Raw genomic sequence first — 21,118 nt, 5'->3', positions numbered from 1 at the left:
TAGAAGTTTTTTCAAAATGACTTAAGGTTTACGATAAAACGTTGTAGAAATGGTTTCAGTATTTCCAACATTATCAGAAACTACAATTTTAAAGATATGTTTGCTACCAACCAATTTTTTATCGGAAAAATCGTAGGTTAAAATTCCTTTTTTATGATTGTACTCCATTAAAACCCACTCGTTATCTATAGAACCGCGAAAATCTTTAATACCAGATTCTTCATCTTTAATTTTAACTTTAAGTGTTTTATTCTTGGTAATCCATTGTTGATCTGCAAAATTTACCAGATTAATTTTTGGAGAAATCGAATCTAATTTTAATGTATAGCTTCCTAATGTTTTCTGATTTGTATATACTTTATTTTCTTTCTTTTTTGTTGAAACATATTTAGGGTATTTTTTCTTAGTAACATTAGCAATATATACTTGTTGTTTTTCCTTAGTGTTTAAATGAGAAGTATCAAACGTTAGTGTAAAACGTTTATCTAAAGGAATTGTAGGCTCATGTATTTTTGCTATTCCATCATTAACATCAAAATTTAAATAGCAATCATGATAAAATGAGTTCTTAGGAAAAGCAATTGTTACATTTTCTTTCTGAAACTTATTAAAATTTACAGCAGTAATTTTATACTCAGTAGTATCCTTTTTAACTTCAAGCTCATTTTTAGAAACTCCTTTTATTGGGATTCTTAATTTAGAAGCATTTCCTTCAAAATCTTTAGCTATAATTTCTACATTATAACTTGCTAAAGGTTCAATAATTAATTTACCATCATTAATTAAATTCTTATAAAGACTTAATTTGTTTTTTGAAACCTTGTGTGTTTTTTGAAATTTCTTCTTGAATTTTCCATAATGCTCAAAATCAATTAATAAATTAATGTATTTACTTTCAGCAAAAGAAAAGGTTTCTAAATCATGATAATAAACAAGTTCTCCATTTACATGCATTTCTAAACTATATATACCATTTCTATTCATAGCTTCATCTTGCCTATCAAAAGTAACAACACCTAATCCTATAGAGCCATTAGCTTTAATTCGTTCAGCAATATATTTACCTTCATTAATTTTTTTAATAGGTATTGTTGATTTCTGATTAGAGTTGTTAACACGTGCATTTGTATCAAGAGGAAATACCATTAGTTTTTCTATAATAGGATTTCTAGTGTCCTTAACAGCTAATCCAAAATGTAAGGGGTTTATAATTTTATCTGTTTTAGAGTCTCTTATTTCATAATGTAAATGAGGTCCTCCAGAGCTTCCAGTATCTCCAGAATATCCTATGATTTCTCCTTTTTTAACAGGGAATTTTTCTTCCTCTGGGAATAAATTTCCTGTGTAATAACTCTTTTTCTTATATTGAATGTCTTTTACATATTTTTGAATTCTTGGAGCAAATTTTTGTAAATGTGCAAAAACAGTTGTAAAACCACTAGGATGTTTAACGTATAAAACTTTTCCAAAACCATACTGAGCCACTTTGATACGATATATATAACCATTAGCAGGCGCTAAAATTGGTACTCCTTCTTTTTGTTGTGTTTTTAAATCAATTCCTGAATGAAAGTGATTACTTCGTAATTCTCCAAATGTTCCGGCAACAACTAAAGGAATATCCATTGGGTTAGAAAAATAACTTTGAGAGTACTTTCTTTGAGAAAAACTAAGACTAATTGTAAATAATAAAAATAAGGTATAAAAATGTTTCAAAGCATATCTATTTACCAACGAAAGTACTAAAATTATACCAAAAATGTATTTGGTTGATTATCACTTATATTCATAAAAAAATAGGAAAGAGTTGTTATTGTTAAAAGAGATTGTTAATTTTGTAGAAATAGTTTATTTTTACTAATAAATGAATAACACGTTAGAAGCAGTTCATTTCCTGGAAGTTAAGTTAAAAGACTTGCTTGTCCGATACGAGTTTCTTATTGAAGAGAATGAGGTGTTGCTTCAACAAAATGGAGAGTTACAAATTTTATTAAGTAAAAAACAAGAGCAATTAGAAGAACAAAAAAAACGATTTGACCTTCTAAAAGTTGCTAAAACTATGGAAGGCAGTAATGAAGATTCGAGAAATACCAAACTCAAAATAAATGCTTTAATTCGAGAAATAGATAAGTGTATCTTACTCTTGAATTCGTAAAGTTCTTTAAAATGAATAAAATAAAAGTTAATGTAGTTATAGCTGGTAGAACGTATCCTTTAATAGTGAATTCTTCTGAAGAAGAAGAAGGAATGCGTAAAGCAGCAAAAAACATTAATGATTTAATTCTAAGTTTTGAACAAAATTATGCAGTAGCTGATAAACAAGATGTTTTAGCCATGTCTGCTTTACAGTTTGCTTCAAAGTTAGAAATTAATACAATTAAGGCGTTAAATGAGTCTGATAAGATTAAAAATAAAGTAAATGAGTTAACTAATTTGTTAGAAACTCATTTAAAATAAGTTCATTACATAATAATAAGTAAGATACTGCCTACATTAGTACATAAGTTTAATAAACTCAACACTATATCTTTAAAAAGAATGAGTCTTGGTTAGTAAAGCAAACCGTTAGTTCGGATCCTTGATCAGCCAGTTAGTTCTAAACCTGTTTTTAAGGAGTTTATAAAACCATACTAATGTGGGCTTTTTTATTAAATAAATATATAATCAAATCATTGATATGGAAGATTTAGGTATGCCAATCTTAGCTGGAGTAGTTGGTATTGTAGTTGGTTTTATTGTAGCTAAGGTTTTAGAAAAATCTAAAGCAAATAAATTACTTAAAGAAACGAATAAAGAAGCTGAAAATATTATAAAAGAGGCAAAAGTTGAAGCCGCAGCCATAAAGAAAGATAAAATCTTACAAGCAAAAGAAAAGTTTATAGAACTAAAATCTGAACATGAAAAGGTAATTTTATCTAGAGAAAAGAAAATGTCTGATGTAGAGAAAAGAATCAGAGATAAAGAATCGAGAGTATCTTCAGAATTAGATAAAAATAAGAAACTAACACAATCTTTAGAGAAAAAAGAAGCCGATTTAGATTATAAATTAGATTTTTTAGATAAAAAAGAATCTGAAGTTGAAAAGTTACACAAGCGTCATGTAGATATGTTAGAGCAAATCTCTGGTTTTTCTGCAGATGAAGCGAAAACAGAACTAGTTGCCTCTTTAAAAGAAGAAGCTAAAACTGATGCAATGAGCTTTATTCAAGAAACTATTGAAGAAGCTAAAATGACTGCTCAACAAGAAGCTAGAAAAGTGATTTTAAACACAATTCAAAGAGTAGGAGTAGAGCAAGCAGTTGAAAATTGTGTTTCTGTATTTAATTTAGAATCAGACGATGTTAAAGGTCGTATTATTGGTAGAGAAGGTAGAAATATTAGAGCTTTAGAAGCAGCTACAGGAGTAGAAATTATTGTTGATGATACACCTGAAGCAATTATTTTATCTTGTTTTGATCCAGTAAGAAGAGAAATTGCGCGTTTATCGATGCATAAATTAGTAACTGATGGACGAATTCACCCAGCAAGGATTGAAGAGATCGTTAGGAAAACAGAAAAACAAATTAATCAAGAAATTATAGAAGTAGGTAAACGTACTGTTATCGACTTAGGAATTCATGGGTTACACCCTGAATTAATTAAAACTGTAGGTAGAATGAAGTATCGTTCTTCTTATGGTCAGAATTTATTACAACACTCTAGAGAAGTTGCTAATTTATGTGGTATTATGGCTGCAGAAATGGGGTTAAATGCCAAGGCAGCTAAAAGAGCTGGTTTATTACACGATATTGGTAAAGTTCCAGAAACAGAAAGTGAATTACCTCACGCATTATTAGGAATGCAATGGGCCGAGAAGTATGGTGAAAAGCCAAATGTGTGTAATGCAATTGGAGCTCACCATGATGAAATAGAAATGAAAACTTTAATTGCCCCTATAGTTCAAGTTTGTGATGCAATATCAGGAGCTAGACCTGGAGCAAGAAGACAAGTTTTAGATAGCTATATCCAACGTTTGAAAGATCTAGAGGATATTGCATTCGGATTTAGTGGAGTTCAAAAAGCTTTCGCAATTCAAGCGGGTAGAGAGTTAAGAGTTATGGTAGAAAGCACAAAAGTTAATGACGAAAAAGCTGCTGAATTATCATTCAATATTTCACAAAAAATCCAGAATGATATGACATATCCTGGTCAAGTAAAAGTTACTGTTATTAGAGAAACAAGAGCTGTAAACGTAGCGAAATAGTTCTCTAAACAGATAATTCATAAAAAAGTACGAGTAAATTAATACTCGTACTTTTTTTTATGAGATTATTTTATTTATTAATTATTTGTTCTAAATGCCAGATTTTAGAAACTATTTGCCATCCGTTTTCTCCATTTACAAATCCAAGATGATCTACAAATATATTTTCATGAACTCTAATTCTTATTTTCACTGTAGCACAAAATGAAGAGAGCATATCGATCATCAAAATTTCATATTCTGGTTTTTGATTTTTACTAGCAGGCGATATTCTTCCAGCTACGTCTTCACTAAAACTAGTAATAGATTCCATAAATACGTTTCCTTTATCTACATCGAAAAGACTCGACTTGTTATGAAAAATAGCATTAAGTTTTTGCACATCACAATAATGTATAGCATCAAAATATATTTGTATAGCATTTATTAATTCAAGTGAATTGTTTGTTGTTTTTTCTGTCATTGTAATTAAATTTAAGATTAACCAAAATTAGTTCCAAGTTGAGCTCAACTGTAATTTTAAAACTGAGAGTTTCTAATATGTAATTGAATTTTATTCAATGATGAATTATTAGACAAATTAGTAGCTTTGTTATATATGGAAATCAAATATTTTAAATTGATAAAATCTATTGCTGAAGAAGGTAGTATTGCAAATTCTGCAGAAAAATTATTTTTAACACAGTCAGCATTAAGTCATCAATTAAGAGAATTAGAGTTACAACTAGGATTTAAGGTGTTTTTAAGGTCAAGAAATAAATGGATCTTAACCGAAGAAGGTAAGGAGTTGTATAAGTTGGGAAATGATGTTCTTGAAAAGATTAAAGTAGGTTTTGAACAAATAGAACAAATCAAAAGTGGTTCTAAAGGAAATATCAAATTAAGTACAGAGTGTTATAGTTTCTATCAAGGGATTTCTGGCTTTATTCAAAAAATGGGAGTATTATATCCAGAGATCACTATCGATATAATACTTGAAGCAACCCATCAGCCTATACCTAAAATATTATCAAAAGAAATAGATATCGCAATAGTAACTCAAAAACCGGATCATAAACATTTAGAGTGGAAAGAAGTATATAATGATGAAATCTTAGCGGTTATTAATAAAGAAAATATTCTTAGTAGAAAAGATTTTTTAAGTGCTGATGATTTTACAAATGAGCATTTAATAATTCATTCATTTCCATTAGAAACAGTTTCCGTTTACAATAACTTTTTAAAACCTGATAAAATTATACCTAAGAAAATTTCAGCAGTTCCTTTAACAGAAGTAGCTTTAGAAATGGTAGAAGCAAATATGGGTTTAATATGTGTACCAATTTGGGCAGTGAATTCATTTAAAGTTTCAGAAGAGTTAACTTTTAAAAAATTGGGAAGTAATGGAGTTAAAAGAACACATTATATTGTTTTTAGAAAAGAAGATAAGTTGAAAAAATACATTAATGATTTTATTTCAAATTTTGAAGATCATTTTTCTAAATCAAAATAAAAAAGCCGCTTTTAAAGCGGCTTTTAATACTTATAAAATAGATTTTTATCTACGTCTATTTTTTCTTGAACTGTTGTTGTTATTGCGTCTTCTCTCAGATGATTGACCAGAAGAGTTGTTATTACTTTTGTTTCTTGTTCTACCAAAACCTCTATTTCCTCCGTTAGAAGGTCTGTCAGAAGCACCATCATTTCGTCTTCTTCCACCTCCAGAGCGTTTTCTTCCGCCTCCTTTTCGTTCTTTAGTGATTTCTATATTTACTCTTCTACCATTAAAATCTGGTTGATTTTCTTCAAAAACCTCTAAAGTTTGAGCTTCATGACTCTTATCAATTTCAAAGAAAGAAAACGTGTCTAAAATATCAATAGCACCAATTTCAACATTCTTGTTAATTCCTTGTTCATTAATTAATCCCATTAATTTAGCAGGATTAAGTCTATCTTTTCTTCCTATGTTTATAAAGAATCTAGTCATATTTTCACTAGACATTCTGTTTCCACCTCTACTAGAAGAACTATCTCTGTCTCTAGAGCTGATTTTATTTAAATCTGGTGCATTTTCATAATATTCTAGAAAAGAATTAAATTCTAATGAAACAAATTTTTGAATAAGTTCTTCTCTGGAAAAGTTGCTTAATTTTTCATAAATACTAGGTAAAAAACTATCTATTTCTGCAGTATTAACCTCAGATTTTTCAATTTTATCAATAAGATGAAATAATTGTTTTTCACAAATTTCCTTTCCACTCGGAATTGGAGTTTGAATAAACTTCTTTTTTAAAATTCGTTCAATAGGAAAAAGTTTATTTTTCTCTTTTCTGTTAACTAATGCAATAGAAACTCCTTTGTTACCTGCTCTACCGGTTCTACCACTTCTGTGGTTATAATTTTCTATTTGATCCGGTAATTTATGATTAATAACATGTGTTAAGTTATTAACATCTAATCCTCTAGCAGCAACATCTGTTGCTACAAGCATTTGAATGTTTTTCTTTCTGAATTTTTCCATAACACTATCTCTTTGTGCTTGAGATAAATCACCATGTAAAGCATCAGCATTATATCCGTCTTGAATTAATTGATCTGCAATTAATTGTGTTTCTCTTCTTGTTCTACAAAATACAATAGCATATATATCAGGATTTACATCTGCAACACGTTTTAAAGCTTCATATCTTGTTTTTTCTGTAACATTATAAAATTCATGTGTTACATTATCAGATCCTTGATTTTTCTCTCCTGAGGTTATTTCAACAGGATTTTCCATATAGTTTTTAGCAATAGCTTCAACTTCTCTAGGGAATGTTGCTGAGAATAATAAAGTTTGTTTGGTGTCTGGAGTTGCTTCAAGAACTTTGTCTAGTTCTTCTTTGAATCCCATGTTAAGCATTTCATCAGCTTCATCTAAAACTAACCAATCTACATTGTTAAGTTTTAAAGCTCTCCTTCTTATTAGATCAACAGTTCTACCTGGTGTACCAACAACTATTTGAATTCCTTTTTTTAATTGCTTAATCTGTTGTTCAATATTAGCACCACCATAAACGGTTGTGACGTTTAAATTTGGTATATACTTAGAAAAATCTTCAATATTTTTTCCAATTTGAACAGCTAATTCTCGAGTAGGAGATAAGATTATCGCTTGAGTATGATTACTGTTTTCATCAACTTGTTCTACTATTGGCAAACTAAAAGCAGCTGTTTTACCTGTACCAGTTTGTGCAAATGCTTTTAGATCGTCTTTTGATGATATTATTTGTGGTATTGCTTTTTGTTGTATTACAGTAGGAGTTTCGTAACCTAAATCTAACAACGCTTTATTAATAGGTTCTTTTAAACCTAAGTCAGAAAAATTTATTGACATAATGTGAATTTAAGCGAATTCACAGATGCCCTATCCATGAATTCTTAATATTTATATTTTTTTTGGACGCGGCAAAAGTAGTAAAATAAAAATAAAAATATAGGATAAAGCTAAATTAATGAAGCTCAGTAATTTGTTTTTCTATTTTTTTAGAAGATAAAGCACAAAAACTATTAACAACAATCCCTTTTTTATTTACTAAAATTGTTCTAGGATATTTACTACTTAAAAAGTTATGAGCATCACTTTTTTCATCAAGATAGAACTGATGTTGTATGTTTAAGTTTTTAATATACTTTTTATTATTATGATTGAAGTTTATAACCAAAAAGTTAATTTCTGGATTTTTTTCAATTAAATAATTCATTCTAGATGCTACCCACTTATCCGATGAATAATCTTTATTTCTAAAATATATAACACTACTATTACCTCTTATTATATTGTTTATATTTTCAATTGAACCTTGAGGTGTGTGTAAATTGAAACTTGGTAAGTGTTTATTTTTTGGAATGTGTTTTACATCTGCTAATAATTTCGTGATTTTAGCTTTATCCGAATCACTAGATGAAAATTTAGAGAATAAATCGTAAGCCTTTTTGTTTAAGTTGCAGCTCTTTTTAGAGTAAAAATGGCGAATAATAGTTTCTTTAAGTAGTTTATTCTTTAAACTCTTAGATTCTATTTTATTGTTTACAGTTTCTAGAACAGAAAGCGTAAAATCATCGCTGTCATCTTTAATGTTTTTTGCATATACATCATAGTATATGTTATTATAAACATATTTGCCATAAGGAGGGAAAAACATTAATGAATCTCCGTTTATGCGTATATTATCTCGATGAGATATAAATTTATTTTCGTTTATACTATCAGGTTGTTCTTTTAAACGATTATTTATTGCATAGGTTTCTAGTTTAGAATAAAGAGGATAATATAACGCCACTTTTAATATGTCTAAATAATTATCAGAAAAATCTACTGTACGTGTTTTAAAATTTTCTAAGTACTTGTCTTTATCTTTTTTTAAAGAATCTATTGTTTTTAAGAAGTCATCAGGAGATAACTTATTGTATTTATAAAAATCTTTAATTTGTTTTTCATTAATTAAAAAGTTTTCAATTAGAGCATTATTTTCTTCAGCATTACTACCGCTAAAAACTAACGATTCATCAAATCCCCATGTATTCAAGCGAAAAAGCAAACTATCCTGAGGTTCTAAATATAAATATTGGGTTTCTGGCCCGTGTTTAAAGTAATATAAACCAGTTTTAATATCTGTTAATTTTCCTAAGAAAGTATTATCTATATTTAGTTTAATAGAATCTACAACTTCACTTTTGTTATCATAAATAATAACAAATTCACCTTTAGGATGTATTATTTTTCCACCTACATAAGTGAAATTTTCATCCTTTGAAGTAGCACAACTAATTAAGAAAATCGAAATTAAAGGTACTATATATTTAATCATATTCTTGTTAGAAAGTTCTATTTTTCAGCTATCAAAAATAGAAATATGAGTAATATTATGATGTTAATTCGATGTTAATATTAACAAAATAGAATGATTATTAATAAAATAAATATTTGCGATACAAATGCTTTTAAAAGCCTTTAGTTTTTATACTTTTGCATCGAAATTTAAAAAGTAGATAATGTTATCAGTTTCTAACCTATCCGTTCAATTTGGAAAGCGTGTATTATTTGATGAAGTGAATACGAAGTTTACTCAAGGTAATTGTTATGGTATTATCGGTGCAAATGGTGCTGGTAAATCTACATTCTTAAAAATATTATCAGGTAAAATAGATCCTACTTCTGGTCATGTTCATTTAGAACCAGGAAAAAGAATGTCAGTTTTATCCCAAGATCACTATGCGTTTGATGAATTTCCTGTTCTAGAAACAGTTGTAATGGGAAATAAAGATCTTTATAAAATAAAAAAAGAGATCGACGCTTTATATGCTGATTATACTGATGAGAATGCTGAGAAAATTGGAGAGTTACAAGTTCAGTTCGAAGAAATGAATGGTTGGAATGCCGATTCTGAAGCAGCAGCAATGTTATCTAACTTAGGAATAAAAGAAGATTTACATTATTCTTTAGTTAAAGATTTAGATGGTAAACAAAAAGTTCGTGTATTATTAGCACAAGCGTTATTTGGAAGCCCAGATGTATTAATTATGGATGAGCCTACCAACGATTTAGATTTTGAAACTATTGCTTGGTTAGAGAATTTCTTAGCAAATTACGACAACACAGTAATTGTTGTTTCTCACGACCGTCACTTCTTAGATGCAGTTTGTACTCATATTTCTGATATTGATTTTGGAAAAATTAATCACTTTTCTGGAAACTATACTTTCTGGTATGAATCAAGTCAGTTAGCTGCTAAACAGAGAGCACAACAAAACAAGAAAGCTGAAGATAAAAAGAAAGAATTAGAAGAGTTTATTCGTCGTTTTTCTGCCAATGTAGCTAAATCTAAACAGGCTACTTCGCGTAAGAAAATGATTGAAAAACTTAATGTAGAAGATATAAAACCATCAAGTAGAAGATATCCAGCTATTATCTTTGAAAGAGATAGAGAAGCGGGAGATCAAATTTTAAATATTGAAGGTTTGTCTAAAACTGATGTGGAGGGAGAATTATTATTCTCTAATGTTGATATTAATTTAAATAGAGGAGATAAGGTTGCAGTAATTTCTAAAAATTCAAAAGCAACTACTGCTTTTTATCAAATTATAGCAGGAAATGTAGAAGCTGATGCAGGAAAATATAATTGGGGTGTAACAACCACACAATCATATTTACCAGCAGATAACTCTGAGTTTTTCCAAAATGGGGATTTAAACTTAGTAGATTGGCTACGTCAGTATGCACAAACTGAAGAAGAGCGTGAAGAGGTGTTCTTAAGAGGTTTCTTAGGGAAAATGATTTTCTCAGGAGAAGAAGCATTAAAGAAGAGTAATGTTTTGTCTGGAGGAGAAAAAGTACGTTGTATGTTATCTCGAATGATGATGACTAGAGCTAACATATTAATGTTAGATGAACCAACAAACCACTTAGACTTAGAATCAATTCAATCTCTAAACAATTCTTTAATTAACTTTAAAGGAACAGTTTTATTTACAACTCACGATCATGAGTTTGCGCAAACAGTTGCTAATAGAATTATAGAAATTACACCTAATGGGGTTATTGATAAGTATGCAACTTTTGATGATTATTTAGATGATTCTAAAGTTAAAGAATTAAGAGAAAAAATGTACGCATAAAACAAAAGGAAGCTTTTTAGCTTCCTTTTTTATTTCCTATTATAATAAATGTTTATTTTTTAATTGGACTAATAATATCTACATCACTAAAAGCAATTGCACCTCTAATAATACCATCAATATTACTTTTTAAAGCTTCAATTAGTTGCATTTTTAACTGCGACTTGTGATAAATTAAACTAACTTCTCTAGCAGGTGGTGGAGTATTAAATTCTCGTAAATATTTTTTGTCTTCTTCAGATAAATCTAAAGTATTTAAATATGGTAAAAGTGTCATACCTAAACCATCTTTAGATAGTTTAATTAACGTATCAAAACTTCCACTTTCTAAATGAAACTTTTTATCATCATCTTTCTTATTCATTTTACATAGATTAATAACGCTGTTTTTAAAACAATGTCCATCTTCTAATAATAAAACATCTTCTAATTCTAAATCTTCAACATCTAATTTAGATTTTGAAAATAAGCGATGTTCACTAGGAATTAATCCAACAAAAGGTTCGTAATATAAAACTCGTTCTTTAATAGCTTCATTACCTAATGGAGTGGCAGCTATTGCAGCATCAATATATCCATCAGTTAATTTTCTAATAATTTCATCTGTAGTTAATTCTTCAATTATCAACTGAACTTTTGGGTAAGTTCTAGTAAAGTTTTTTAAGAACATAGGTAATAAAGTAGGCATAACTGTAGGAATAATTCCTAACTTAAATTCACCACCGATATATCCTTTTTGCTGATGAACAATATCTATAATTCGATTACTTTCATCTACAATAACTTTAGCTTGTTCTACTATTTTTTCTCCAACAGGTGTTAATTCAATTGGTTTTTTAGAGCGGTTAAAAATCTTAGCATCTAATTCTTCTTCTAGTTTTTGAATTTGCATACTAAGTGTAGGCTGAGTAACAAAACAATGCTCAGCAGCTACAGTAAAGTTTTTATGTTCTGCAACAGATAAGGTATATTTTAACTGAGTTATAGTCATTCTATAATAATTTTCGATAAATATATTAAAACTATCAATTATACTAATAGTAGTTTCTTTTTATTTTGAGATAATTTTGAAAAAAGAAATATTAAAAACGATTATGACTAAAACAATAATAGGATTAGATAAAGCAAAATCTGAAGAATTAGTTAAAGAACTAAATACATTATTAGCCAACTTTCAGATTCATTACCAAAATTTGAGAGGATTACATTGGAATATTAAAGGGAAAAACTTTTTTGAATTACATGTGAAGTTTGAAGAGTTATATACAGATGCCCAATTAAAAATAGATTTAATCGCTGAACGAATTTTGACTTTGCAAGGAGAGCCTTTACATACTTTTGAAGATTATTTACATAATGGTAACGTTACAGTTGGTAAAAGTATAAGTAACGATGAACAAGCAATACAGTTAATAGTAAGTTCTTTAACTACATTATTAAGTATAGAAAGAGAAATTTTAGAATTATCTGATGAAGCTAACGATGAAGGAACAAATTCTATGATGAGCGATTTTATCGCAGAACAAGAAAAAACAATTTGGATGTTTAATGCTTGGTTAACCAAGTAGATAACAAGAATAAATTAAAAAATAAAAGTGATTGCATTATTGTTATCACTTTTCTTTTTTTTATAAAAATCGTCTTATTTATATCAGTTCTAATTATTAAAGATTAATTGATTTAGGTAACTTTTTATTAAAAAGAAATTAAAATGCTGATCACTTAAAGTTTAAATCTGAGCCTTTGTTTTGCCTAGTAAATATTAATTAACAAATACTAAATAAGGACACATGAAAAAACTTAAATTAAGTGTAGCTGCTTTATTAGCATTAGCTATTTCTACTACTACATTTTATTCTTGTGAAGATGGAATGAATGGTGTAGATGGAAAAGATGGTATTGATGGAGTAGATGGACAAGACGGTCAAGATGGGGAAGACGGTCAAGACGCCACAGCTGTATTAACATCTTCTAAAACACCAAACTTTTTAAAAGTAACTAGTGATTTCGTAGGATTAAAAATAACTCCAATTTTATCTTCTGAAGATATTATTCCTAACACACCAGATTTCGTTTACGGATCTATGGCTGATGGGGCTGGATTATTAAGAGAAGCTGACGGAACTTTCACATTAATTAATAACATAGAAGCTGATTATTCTATTGCTAGAATTAAATTAGATAAAAATTTAAAGCCAACTGCAGGAGAGTATATTTTAAATGCTGCTGCAACTGCAGAAACTGCTCAATGTTCAGGATCTATGATTAGTCCAGAAGAGCATGGTTTTGGACCAATGTATTTATCTGGTGGAGAATGGGGAGGATCTTCTAAAGGAGTTTTCGCTACAGATCCATACAAATCAGCTGATGATGCTGGAACAGGAAGATTATTACCAGCTTTAGGTCAATGGTCTACAGAAAATGCTGTTGTTATTGGTAAAGATGCTTATCCAAATAAAACAGTTGCTTTTATTGGAGATGATCATTCAGATAACGACGTTCCTTCAGGACAATTAGGAATGTATGTTGGAAATAGAGGTGATTTAGAAACTGGTAAATTATACGGGTTAAAAGTTACTACTGCTGGAATCGACTATGAAGTTGATATGGTTGAAGGAACTGAGTATGATGCTGAATTTGTTGAATTAACTGAAACTGAAATTAGTGCTTTAGATGCTGAAGCTAAGTCTAAAGGAGTAATGGGATTCTCTCGTTTAGAAGATATCGACTGGAGAAGAGGATCTGCTGGTAATCAAAGAGAACTTTACTTTGCTGTTACAGGTAGAAATAAATCTGGATTAATGGGTAAAGGTACTTTCTTAGGACGTATTTATAAAGTTGTATTAAATGATACAGATCCAACAGGAGCTGCTAAAATCACTTGTATTTTAGATGGTGATAAAGTTGGTGGAAAAGCTGATGGATTCCATTCTCCAGATAATATTTTAGTAACTGAAAATTATGCTTATATCCAAGAAGATCCAAATGGGTATTTAGATACTTCAGTAAACGGATTTGCTAAATTATACCAATACAACTTAAATACAGGAGAAATCAAAACTGTATTAGAGTGTGATCAAAATAGAGCTGCTGATATGGGATATGGTTCTAACACAAGAAACTGGGAAATTACAGGTATGATCGATGTAACTGATATTGTTAGCAATGGTAAAAGTACATTTATCGTAATTACTCAAAATCACGGATGGGAGCCTGCAGATGGAACTTCATTTACAGATCCATTAGCGAATCCTGATTTAGGAAATAGAAAAGAAGGTTCAGTTTTACACGTTATCACTGGGTTAGAAAGATAAAAAAATGAAAGACATATTAAGTCGAGCTAAGGCATACCTCTGTGTATGTCTTTTGCTTTTGTTAGTCGGATGTGGTAAAGAAGATAAAAAATATGTAGCTGTAGCTGATTTTTCTACAGATATTTCTGTTTTATATAATGACTATTTATCTAATGCTATAACTCATTTAGATAAGATAAATTTAGAAAGTACATCTTCTTCAGAAAGAAAAGAATTTTACAAAACTGCTAGAAAGTATTTTAAATTAATGGAGCCAATTTTGGCGTATTCAGATAAGAATAATTACAAATCGTTGAATGCGCCAAATATTATTCAAGTTAAAGGAGAAGAATCTCAAGATACTAGAGTCATCAATCCAATAGGTTTTCAGGTAATAGAAGAGAATTTATACGAAGATCAAATTGATACACTTGTATTAAATAGAGCAGTTAATGTAACTAGAGATCGATTAAAATTAATTCAGAAAAATGTTGCTTTGAAATTAAAGGATTATCATATCATTTGGATGTTAAGAGATCAAATAGTAAGAATTGCAACGACTGGTATTACAGGATTCGATTCACCAGTGTTAAGTCAATCTTTATTAGAAAGTAACTATACTTATAATACAATAATTGAAATTGTAAAAATGAATGAAGACAAGTTCAAATCTAAAGGACTAAAAGATAAATTCATTGAAGAAATTATTGCAGCACAAAAAGATTTAGATCATGATTTTGATACTTTCGATCGTTTTACATTCATAAAAAAGCATACAGATTATCAGTTGAAATTATTAGTTGACATTCAAAAAGATTGGAATGTAACCTTTCCTTTCGAAATGGCATTATCAAACTCAATGACAACACTTTTTTCAGATACAGCTTTCAATATTGATTATTTTTCTGATCAACTAAGCGATACCACAAAGCTTTCTGAGAAAATAATTTTCGGTAAAGAATTATTTAACGATAAATCTTTATCTAAAGATTATTCAATGGCTTGTGCAACATGTCATGTAAAAGATTTAGCTTTTACTGATGGTAAAAAAACATTTGATAAAAATCAAACTAGAAACACACCAACAGTTGCATATTCGGCTTATCAGCAAGCTTTTTTTATGGATGCCAGAGCTGGTAGTTTAGAAGGACAAGTAGTAGGTGTTGTAAAAAATCATAATGAGTTCAATATGTCTATGGATTCAGTGGTAGCTAGAGTAATGAATAATGAAACTTATAAGAACAAGTTATCGGATTTATACAAAAATAAAAGAGTCAATTATAATATTAGACATGCAATTGCATCTTATATAAGAAGCTTAAATTCATTCGATTCTAAGTTTGATAAAAATATACGAGGAGAAGAAAATACCTTAACAAAAGAAGAACAACTAGGTTTTAATCTTTTTATGGGAAAAGCAATGTGCGCAACTTGTCATTTTGCTCCTGTTTTTAATGGAACTATTCCTCCAAATTATACAGACACAGAATTAGAGTTTATTGGAATTCCAGCTACTAAAGATACTTTAAATGCAAAGTTGTCTCCAGATTTAGGACGATATGAATTGTTTAAAACACCAGAACGTAAACATTTTTTTAAAACACCTACTGTTAGAAATGTGGGAGTTACAGCTCCATACATGCATAACGGAGTGTATACAACTTTAGATGAAGTTATGGATTTTTACAATAAAGGTGGTGGAGCAGGATTAGGAATTGAAAATGATTACCAAACCTTACCTTTTGATAATCTTCAACTTTCTAAAGAAGAAATAGCAGCAGTAATAGCATTCATGGAAACATTAAACGATGGAAATTATTAATATTTAATATAGAAAATTTTTAAAATATAGTAAATAAAGACTCATCTTTTAATGAGTTTTTTCTGAATGGAAAAGATGAATTAATATTTTATTTTTTTAACAAGCACTTGTAATTTTTAGAAAAAACATTCGACTACCTGTCGATAAACTATAAATAAAAATGAAAAAACTAATCTTACTTTCGGTAGTATCTTTACTAGTAACATCATGTAAACAAGAAGCCAAAAAAGAGGTTGAAACTCAACTTAAACAAGAGGTTAAAAAAGAAAATAATTTTCCTAAAGCACTAGGAGAAGTATTTGAAAAACATGGAGGAATTGATAACTGGCGTAAAGCTAGAACAATGTCTTACAAAATCAATAATCAAGATCATACGATTGATTTACCTACAAGAAAGACTGTTGTTCAAGCAGAAAATTTCTCATTAGGTTACAACGGAAAAGATGTCTGGTTAAGTCAAAAAGATTCTACAGCTTTTAAAGGAAACCCTGAGTTTTACTATAATTTATATTTCTATTTTTATGCAATGCCTTTTGTATTAGCGGATGATGGAATTACATATTCTGAAGTATCACCAATAAATTTTGAAGGTGTAAATTATCCAGGATATAAAATATCTTACGGAGCAAATGTAGGAACTTCTCCAGATGATAATTATATTATATACTATCATCCTGATACTAAACAAATGGAATGGTTAGAATATACGGTTACTTATGGAAGCAATAAACCTTCAGATAAGTTTAATTTAATACGATACAATGATTGGGAAAACGTTAACGGTTTAGTTTTACCAAAATCTATAACTTGGTACCAGAAAGATGATAATGGTGTTCCTACTGAACCAGCAAGAGCTCCAATTACATTTTCTTCTGCTTTAGTTACTCAAGCACCTTTAGCAGATAATTTTTTTGAAAAACCAACTAATTAGAATGATATTATTTTGTTTTGTGCACTGTTAAAAATTATTTTTAATAACCAAGTGTTGAAATAATTTAAGCGTATGAATATATTTGTAAAAAGAAAAAGCGGTTACCGAAAAGCTTATGAGTAGGTATAAATTAAAAATTATGTAATAATGAAAAAGTCAATTTTAAATTTAGGAAAAGTTTTAACAAAGGAAAAGTTAATTGAAGTAAATGGAGGTAATGTTCATATTTGTGAAAATGGAGGCTTGAATGTCTGGATGGAAGCTGATGGACAATTTGTTGTATATGGAGGATTAAAACCTGTAGCTATTAAGCATACACATGTTCGTTATTATTGCGATGAACAAGTATTAAAAGATGCAGAAATAGCGGCTGAAAAGAGACTTAAAAGCTTAAGTTAGAGATATTATCTTTATTTATATAATATTATAAATATAAAGGGGCTTAAAAAGCTCCTTTTTTATTTCTTTTTATTAAACAAATAATATTTTAGTTTTACAATCATAAATAACTTACCAATTACTAATAATGAGGTTATCCAAGATACTATTATAAATAATTGGGAGAACCTTAACGGTTTAGTTTTACCAAAATCTATAACTTGGTATCAGAAAAATGATAATGGGGTTCCTACTGAACCAGCAAGAGATCCAATTACATTTTCTTCTGCTTTAGTTACTCAAGCACCTTTAGCAGATAATTTTTTCGAAAAACCAACTAACAATTAATAACTAAAGAATCACATACATGGGAAAAAAGTATATATGGAAAAAAGAGTACACACTAGTACTGTTAGCCAATTTAGCGTACATTGTCATCTTTTTAATTATAACAAACCTATATACTAAATAATATTCTCATGCAAACTTTAGATTGGATTGTACTTTCAATAACGTTATTATTTATTGTTCTTTATGGAACGTGGAAAACTAGAGGAAGTAAAGACGTAGAGCAATATATTAAAGGAGGAAATGACACAAAGTGGTGGACTATCGGTTTGTCTGTAATGGCAACTCAAGCTAGTGCCATCACTTTTTTATCTACACCAGGTCAAGCTTTTCATAGCGGTATGGGATTTGTTCAATTTTATTTCGGACTTCCATTGGCTATGGTTATCATATGTTTAGTATTTATTCCTATTTATCATAAACTAAATGTATACACTGCTTATGAATATTTAGAAAGTAGATTTGACCTTAAAACAAGAACTTTAGCTGCTATTTTATTTTTAATCCAAAGAGGATTAGCAGCAGGAATAACCATTTTTGCTCCTGCAATTATTCTTTCAGCAGTATTAGGTTGGGATCTTGTTTTCTTAAACATAATCATAGGTGTTTTGGTAATTATTTATACAGTCAGTGGAGGAACAAAAGCTGTAAGTGTTACTCAAAAACAACAAATGGCAATTATTTTCTCAGGAATGTTTATTGCTTTTTACTTAATACTTCAATATTTACCTGACGGAATTACTTTCGGAAAAGCTCTTGAAATTGCTGGAGCTAGTAATAAAATGAAGGTTTTAGATTTTTCTTGGGATTTAAACAATAGATATACAGTTTGGACTGGTTTTCTTGGAGGAACATTTTTAATGCTTTCTTATTTCGGAACAGATCAAAGTCAAGTTCAACGTTATTTATCAGGAAAATCTGTAAGAGAAAGTCAATTAGGTTTAATTTTTAATGGTTTATTAAAAGTGCCTATGCAGTTCTTTATTTTATTGGTAGGAGTTATGGTATTTGTATTTTATCAGTTTAATGCTTCTCCATTAAATTTTAATCCTAAAGCAAAAGAAGCAGTTATTAGTTCTCAATACGCTGATCAATATAAGGTTTTAGAAGATCGACATAGAGCAATTGAAGTAGAGAAAAAAACGCTTATTTTAAGTGGAATAACTGAAGAAAATAAGCCAAAGTTACAAGCTTTAAACGAAGAAGATTTAAAGATAAAAGAAGAGGCAAAAGTCATTATTAAAGAATCTAATGATAAAGTGGAAACAAATGATAAAGATTATGTTTTTATTCATTTCATCTTAAATAATTTACCAAAAGGGTTAATAGGTTTATTATTAGCAGTAATACTTTCTGCAGCAATGTCTTCAACAGCTTCAGAATTAAATGCTTTAGCTTCTACAACAGCAATAGATTTATACAAGAGAAATGTAAAAGAAGAGAAAAGTGATCAACATTATGTAAATATGTCTAAATGGTTCACTTTAGGATGGGGAATTTTAGCCATTTTAGTTGCTTGTGTTGCAAATTTATTTGATAATTTAATTCAATTAGTAAATATTATTGGATCTATATTCTACGGAAATGTATTAGGAATTTTCTTATTAGCATTCTTCTTTAAGTTTGTAAGATCTAATGCTGTGTTTATTGGAGCAATAATCACTCAGTTAATAATAATAATTGTTTGGTATTTAGACTGGTTACCTTACTTATGGTTAAATGCTTTAGGCTGTGGTTTAGTCATCGTAATAGCTATACTATTACAAGGAATTAATGGAGATGATTTTTGAGCAAGTAGACTTAAATGTTGATGAAATAGGAGAGTAGTAGCTGAAAATAAACGATAGATAAAATAATTAATCAATATTTCTATTTTACTAGAAAAAAGAGTATTGATTAATTATTTTTATTTTTTCTAGCACGTTTTTCTTTATAAAAATCCTTATCAGCTACATAAATTGTTTTATGAACCTCACAAAAGATTTTGGAGTTTGTTTTGTCTGTAAGTAGCGTAGTTTTTACTATTTCTATTTCCTTTTCTTCTAAAACTCGTTGTTTAATTTGATCAAGTTCTTCCATAGAAAAAGAAAAATCAGCATATACATTTTCTTTAGCTGGTCGTTTAAAATAAACTTCAGCAGACTTATCCCAGACTACATAATCATCTCCTATAAGATTAATTAATTGTATCATTGGTATAGGATCTACAGCAGAGAATAAACTACCACCAAAAATAGAATTTACATAATTTCTGTTTTTGTAACTTAAAGGGATTTTTACTCTAACATGTAATAAATCATTGGAAATTTGTCTAACTCTTCCGGTACTTCTTCTGTACATTGGAGATAAGTTAAAACCATATTTAAAGAGCTTTGATTTAGGAATAAACTTAATACCTATTTCAGTGATTTTTTTATAAACAGACATAAACTTCAATTATAGTTCAAATATAATTCAAGTTATTAGTAGATTATCTTAGACTAGTATAAGAATTCATAAAAGTAGGATACAAAAAAACTCGAATTCTATGAATTCGAGTTTTTAACTTTTAATTTAAGCGAGATATATTAAGCTCCCCATTTTTTTAGAGAGTCTTTGTTTAGTTTAATGTAATCTGCGTTGCCAGCTTTTTCAGCATGCATTAAAGAAGCTTTTGCTGCTTTAATAGCTCCTTTTTTATCTCCAGCTTTAGCGTGAATTAAAGATTGTTTGCGTAAGTACCAAAAACGTGGTTGATCTTTAGTCATTTCAACAGCTTTATCAATCCATTGTTGAGCTTTTGTAATATCTTTACCTTCATCCATGTAATAAGAAGCAGCAGCATAATAATCATTAGGACCAGGACCAGCCATAACCTTATCTATACTAGCAGAAACAGCTTTATCTGTAGGAACATTAAACTTAATACCAGCGTAGGCATTTTCCCATAAGATACCTAAAACAGCAGAACCATTTTTCACATCGTCAATAGAAATTGTAAATGTTTCAATAACCATTGGCATGTTTTCAACTTTAGCAGTAGTCGTTAAAGCTACTTTAGCTTGATCGAATTTTCTAGGAGTTCCCCAGTTATTAGTATCAGTATAAAACATTACTTCCCATGAAGAAGCATTAGGTTTAGTGAAAATAGCATATGATCCTTTTTTAAGAGTTTTACCATCAATAGTAACATCATCACTAAAAGTAACAATAGTGTTTTTGTTAGCTCCAGTTCTCCATAATTTTCCATAAGGAACTAAATCTCCAAAAACTTTTCTTCCCTTAATACCTGGTCTTGAGTATTCTACAGTAACATCTGTTAATCCAACTTTTTGTTCAATTTTAGCAGAAGGACTTGGTTGAGGAGTAGTTACTTGTGCATAACCTGATAAAGTTAATGAAGCTATAAATAAGCTTAAAAGTATTTTTTTCATGTTGATAAAAGTTTGTTTTTGTACTCTATAAAATTACGGCTAAATGAAATGATA

General features: G+C 29.1%; 18 protein-coding genes and 1 other RNA gene. 12 read left to right on the top strand and 7 right to left on the bottom strand.

Translation table 11 applies throughout. From position 1 onward, the window contains the following. Positions 1–21: 21 nt before the first annotated feature. On the bottom strand, positions 22–1,716 hold the full coding sequence (locus ACSIGC_RS04200) for a M23 family metallopeptidase (RefSeq protein ID WP_442266904.1): 1,695 nt from the start codon (positions 1,714–1,716) through the stop codon (positions 22–24). 148 nt (positions 1,717–1,864) lie between these two features. On the opposite strand from ACSIGC_RS04200, the gene ACSIGC_RS04195 reads away from it, so the two are divergent. The 4 genes from ACSIGC_RS04195 (at position 1,865) to rny (ending at position 4,243) form a co-directional block, all read left to right on the top strand. Beyond that, positions 1,865–2,155, top strand: a complete 291-nt coding sequence (locus ACSIGC_RS04195; protein ID WP_442266903.1) for a hypothetical protein — start codon at positions 1,865–1,867, stop codon at positions 2,153–2,155. Between the two features lie 11 nt (positions 2,156–2,166). After that, positions 2,167–2,457 carry a cell division protein ZapA gene (locus ACSIGC_RS04190; RefSeq protein WP_442266902.1) on the top strand — a complete coding sequence of 97 codons (291 nt, stop codon included), beginning with the start codon at positions 2,167–2,169 and terminating at the stop codon, positions 2,455–2,457. 56 nt (positions 2,458–2,513) lie between these two features. After that, a non-coding RNA gene (gene ssrS, locus ACSIGC_RS04185) (6S RNA) lies at positions 2,514–2,619 on the top strand. A 58-nt stretch (positions 2,620–2,677) separates the two neighbouring features. Then, positions 2,678–4,243, top strand: coding sequence for a ribonuclease Y (gene rny, locus ACSIGC_RS04180; protein WP_442266901.1), 1,566 nt, complete (start codon positions 2,678–2,680; stop codon positions 4,241–4,243). A 70-nt stretch (positions 4,244–4,313) separates the two neighbouring features. Here the strand turns inward: rny and ACSIGC_RS04175 are convergent, their stop codons facing one another. Further along, positions 4,314–4,706, bottom strand: coding sequence for a nuclear transport factor 2 family protein (locus ACSIGC_RS04175; RefSeq protein WP_442266900.1), 393 nt, complete (start codon positions 4,704–4,706; stop codon positions 4,314–4,316). 156 nt (positions 4,707–4,862) lie between these two features. On the opposite strand from ACSIGC_RS04175, the gene ACSIGC_RS04170 reads away from it, so the two are divergent. After that, complete coding sequence (locus ACSIGC_RS04170) at positions 4,863–5,735, top strand: LysR family transcriptional regulator (protein WP_442266899.1); 873 nt, start codon at positions 4,863–4,865, stop codon at positions 5,733–5,735. 45 nt (positions 5,736–5,780) lie between these two features. On the opposite strand, the gene ACSIGC_RS04165 is transcribed toward ACSIGC_RS04170, so the two are convergent. Both ACSIGC_RS04165 and ACSIGC_RS04160 read right to left on the bottom strand, forming a co-directional pair. After that, on the bottom strand, positions 5,781–7,598 hold the full coding sequence (locus ACSIGC_RS04165) for a DEAD/DEAH box helicase (RefSeq protein WP_442266898.1): 1,818 nt from the start codon (positions 7,596–7,598) through the stop codon (positions 5,781–5,783). A 115-nt stretch (positions 7,599–7,713) separates the two neighbouring features. Beyond that, a complete protein-coding gene (locus ACSIGC_RS04160; protein ID WP_442266897.1) occupies positions 7,714–9,072 on the bottom strand; it encodes a TlpA family protein disulfide reductase in 1,359 nt (452 codons plus the stop codon). A 184-nt stretch (positions 9,073–9,256) separates the two neighbouring features. Here ACSIGC_RS04160 and ACSIGC_RS04155 point away from each other — a divergent pair, with 184 nt between their 5' ends. After that, positions 9,257–10,879 (top strand): ABC-F family ATP-binding cassette domain-containing protein, encoded by a 1,623-nt coding sequence (locus ACSIGC_RS04155; RefSeq protein ID WP_442266896.1) that lies wholly within the window; start codon positions 9,257–9,259, stop codon positions 10,877–10,879. A gap of 52 nt (positions 10,880–10,931) precedes the next feature. Here the strand turns inward: ACSIGC_RS04155 and ACSIGC_RS04150 are convergent, their stop codons facing one another. Beyond that, a complete protein-coding gene (locus ACSIGC_RS04150; protein ID WP_442266895.1) occupies positions 10,932–11,870 on the bottom strand; it encodes a LysR family transcriptional regulator in 939 nt (312 codons plus the stop codon). A gap of 103 nt (positions 11,871–11,973) precedes the next feature. Here ACSIGC_RS04150 and ACSIGC_RS04145 point away from each other — a divergent pair, with 103 nt between their 5' ends. From ACSIGC_RS04145 to ACSIGC_RS04120, 6 genes are all read left to right on the top strand, one after another. Further along, on the top strand, positions 11,974–12,447 hold the full coding sequence (locus ACSIGC_RS04145) for a Dps family protein (protein ID WP_442266894.1): 474 nt from the start codon (positions 11,974–11,976) through the stop codon (positions 12,445–12,447). A gap of 222 nt (positions 12,448–12,669) precedes the next feature. Beyond that, positions 12,670–14,193, top strand: a complete 1,524-nt coding sequence (locus ACSIGC_RS04140) for a phosphatase (RefSeq protein ID WP_442266893.1) — start codon at positions 12,670–12,672, stop codon at positions 14,191–14,193. A 4-nt stretch (positions 14,194–14,197) separates the two neighbouring features. Next, positions 14,198–15,994 carry a cytochrome-c peroxidase gene (locus tag ACSIGC_RS04135; protein WP_442266892.1) on the top strand — a complete coding sequence of 599 codons (1,797 nt, stop codon included), beginning with the start codon at positions 14,198–14,200 and terminating at the stop codon, positions 15,992–15,994. A gap of 160 nt (positions 15,995–16,154) precedes the next feature. Continuing rightward, positions 16,155–16,925, top strand: a complete 771-nt coding sequence (locus ACSIGC_RS04130; protein WP_442266891.1) for a DUF6503 family protein — start codon at positions 16,155–16,157, stop codon at positions 16,923–16,925. Between the two features lie 147 nt (positions 16,926–17,072). After that, on the top strand, positions 17,073–17,324 hold the full coding sequence (locus tag ACSIGC_RS04125; RefSeq protein ID WP_442266890.1) for a hypothetical protein: 252 nt from the start codon (positions 17,073–17,075) through the stop codon (positions 17,322–17,324). Positions 17,325–17,782: 458 nt separating this feature from the next. Next, complete coding sequence (locus tag ACSIGC_RS04120) at positions 17,783–19,441, top strand: sodium:solute symporter (protein WP_442266889.1); 1,659 nt, start codon at positions 17,783–17,785, stop codon at positions 19,439–19,441. A 106-nt stretch (positions 19,442–19,547) separates the two neighbouring features. On the opposite strand, the gene ACSIGC_RS04115 is transcribed toward ACSIGC_RS04120, so the two are convergent. Together ACSIGC_RS04115 and ACSIGC_RS04110 are read right to left on the bottom strand one after the other, a co-directional pair. Continuing rightward, the gene (locus tag ACSIGC_RS04115; protein ID WP_442266888.1) at positions 19,548–20,078 is read right to left on the bottom strand and encodes a DUF4442 domain-containing protein; all 531 of its coding nucleotides are present in this window, start codon (positions 20,076–20,078) and stop codon (positions 19,548–19,550) included. 140 nt (positions 20,079–20,218) lie between these two features. After that, entirely contained in the window at positions 20,219–21,064 is an 846-nt protein-coding gene (locus ACSIGC_RS04110) for a DUF2911 domain-containing protein (protein ID WP_442266887.1), read from the bottom strand. Positions 21,065–21,118 lie beyond the last annotated feature (54 nt).

Source organism: Tenacibaculum aquaeponti, from assembly GCF_052084715.1.
Lineage (GTDB): Bacteria > Bacteroidota > Bacteroidia > Flavobacteriales > Flavobacteriaceae > Polaribacter.
Note: the sequence above shows the minus strand (reverse complement) of the source record. Positions and strands in the feature narration are given on the sequence as shown.

What these genes read in the sequence shown, in the direction of transcription:
- ACSIGC_RS04195 (WP_442266903.1), top strand. Translation starts at nt 1,865, where the DNA reads ATGAATAACACGTTAGAAGCAGTTCATTTCCTGGAAGTTAAGTTAAAA.
- ACSIGC_RS04190 (WP_442266902.1), top strand. Translation starts at nt 2,167, where the DNA reads ATGAATAAAATAAAAGTTAATGTAGTTATAGCTGGTAGAACGTATCCT.
- rny (WP_442266901.1), top strand. Translation starts at nt 2,678, where the DNA reads ATGGAAGATTTAGGTATGCCAATCTTAGCTGGAGTAGTTGGTATTGTA.
- ACSIGC_RS04175 (WP_442266900.1), bottom strand. Translation starts at nt 4,706, where the DNA reads ATGACAGAAAAAACAACAAACAATTCACTTGAATTAATAAATGCTATA.
- ACSIGC_RS04165 (WP_442266898.1), bottom strand. Translation starts at nt 7,598, where the DNA reads ATGTCAATAAATTTTTCTGACTTAGGTTTAAAAGAACCTATTAATAAA.
- ACSIGC_RS04160 (WP_442266897.1), bottom strand. Translation starts at nt 9,072, where the DNA reads ATGATTAAATATATAGTACCTTTAATTTCGATTTTCTTAATTAGTTGT.
- ACSIGC_RS04155 (WP_442266896.1), top strand. Translation starts at nt 9,257, where the DNA reads ATGTTATCAGTTTCTAACCTATCCGTTCAATTTGGAAAGCGTGTATTA.
- ACSIGC_RS04150 (WP_442266895.1), bottom strand. Translation starts at nt 11,870, where the DNA reads ATGACTATAACTCAGTTAAAATATACCTTATCTGTTGCAGAACATAAA.
- ACSIGC_RS04145 (WP_442266894.1), top strand. Translation starts at nt 11,974, where the DNA reads ATGACTAAAACAATAATAGGATTAGATAAAGCAAAATCTGAAGAATTA.
- ACSIGC_RS04140 (WP_442266893.1), top strand. Translation starts at nt 12,670, where the DNA reads ATGAAAAAACTTAAATTAAGTGTAGCTGCTTTATTAGCATTAGCTATT.
- ACSIGC_RS04135 (WP_442266892.1), top strand. Translation starts at nt 14,198, where the DNA reads ATGAAAGACATATTAAGTCGAGCTAAGGCATACCTCTGTGTATGTCTT.
- ACSIGC_RS04130 (WP_442266891.1), top strand. Translation starts at nt 16,155, where the DNA reads ATGAAAAAACTAATCTTACTTTCGGTAGTATCTTTACTAGTAACATCA.
- ACSIGC_RS04125 (WP_442266890.1), top strand. Translation starts at nt 17,073, where the DNA reads ATGAAAAAGTCAATTTTAAATTTAGGAAAAGTTTTAACAAAGGAAAAG.
- ACSIGC_RS04120 (WP_442266889.1), top strand. Translation starts at nt 17,783, where the DNA reads ATGCAAACTTTAGATTGGATTGTACTTTCAATAACGTTATTATTTATT.
- ACSIGC_RS04115 (WP_442266888.1), bottom strand. Translation starts at nt 20,078, where the DNA reads ATGTCTGTTTATAAAAAAATCACTGAAATAGGTATTAAGTTTATTCCT.
- ACSIGC_RS04110 (WP_442266887.1), bottom strand. Translation starts at nt 21,064, where the DNA reads ATGAAAAAAATACTTTTAAGCTTATTTATAGCTTCATTAACTTTATCA.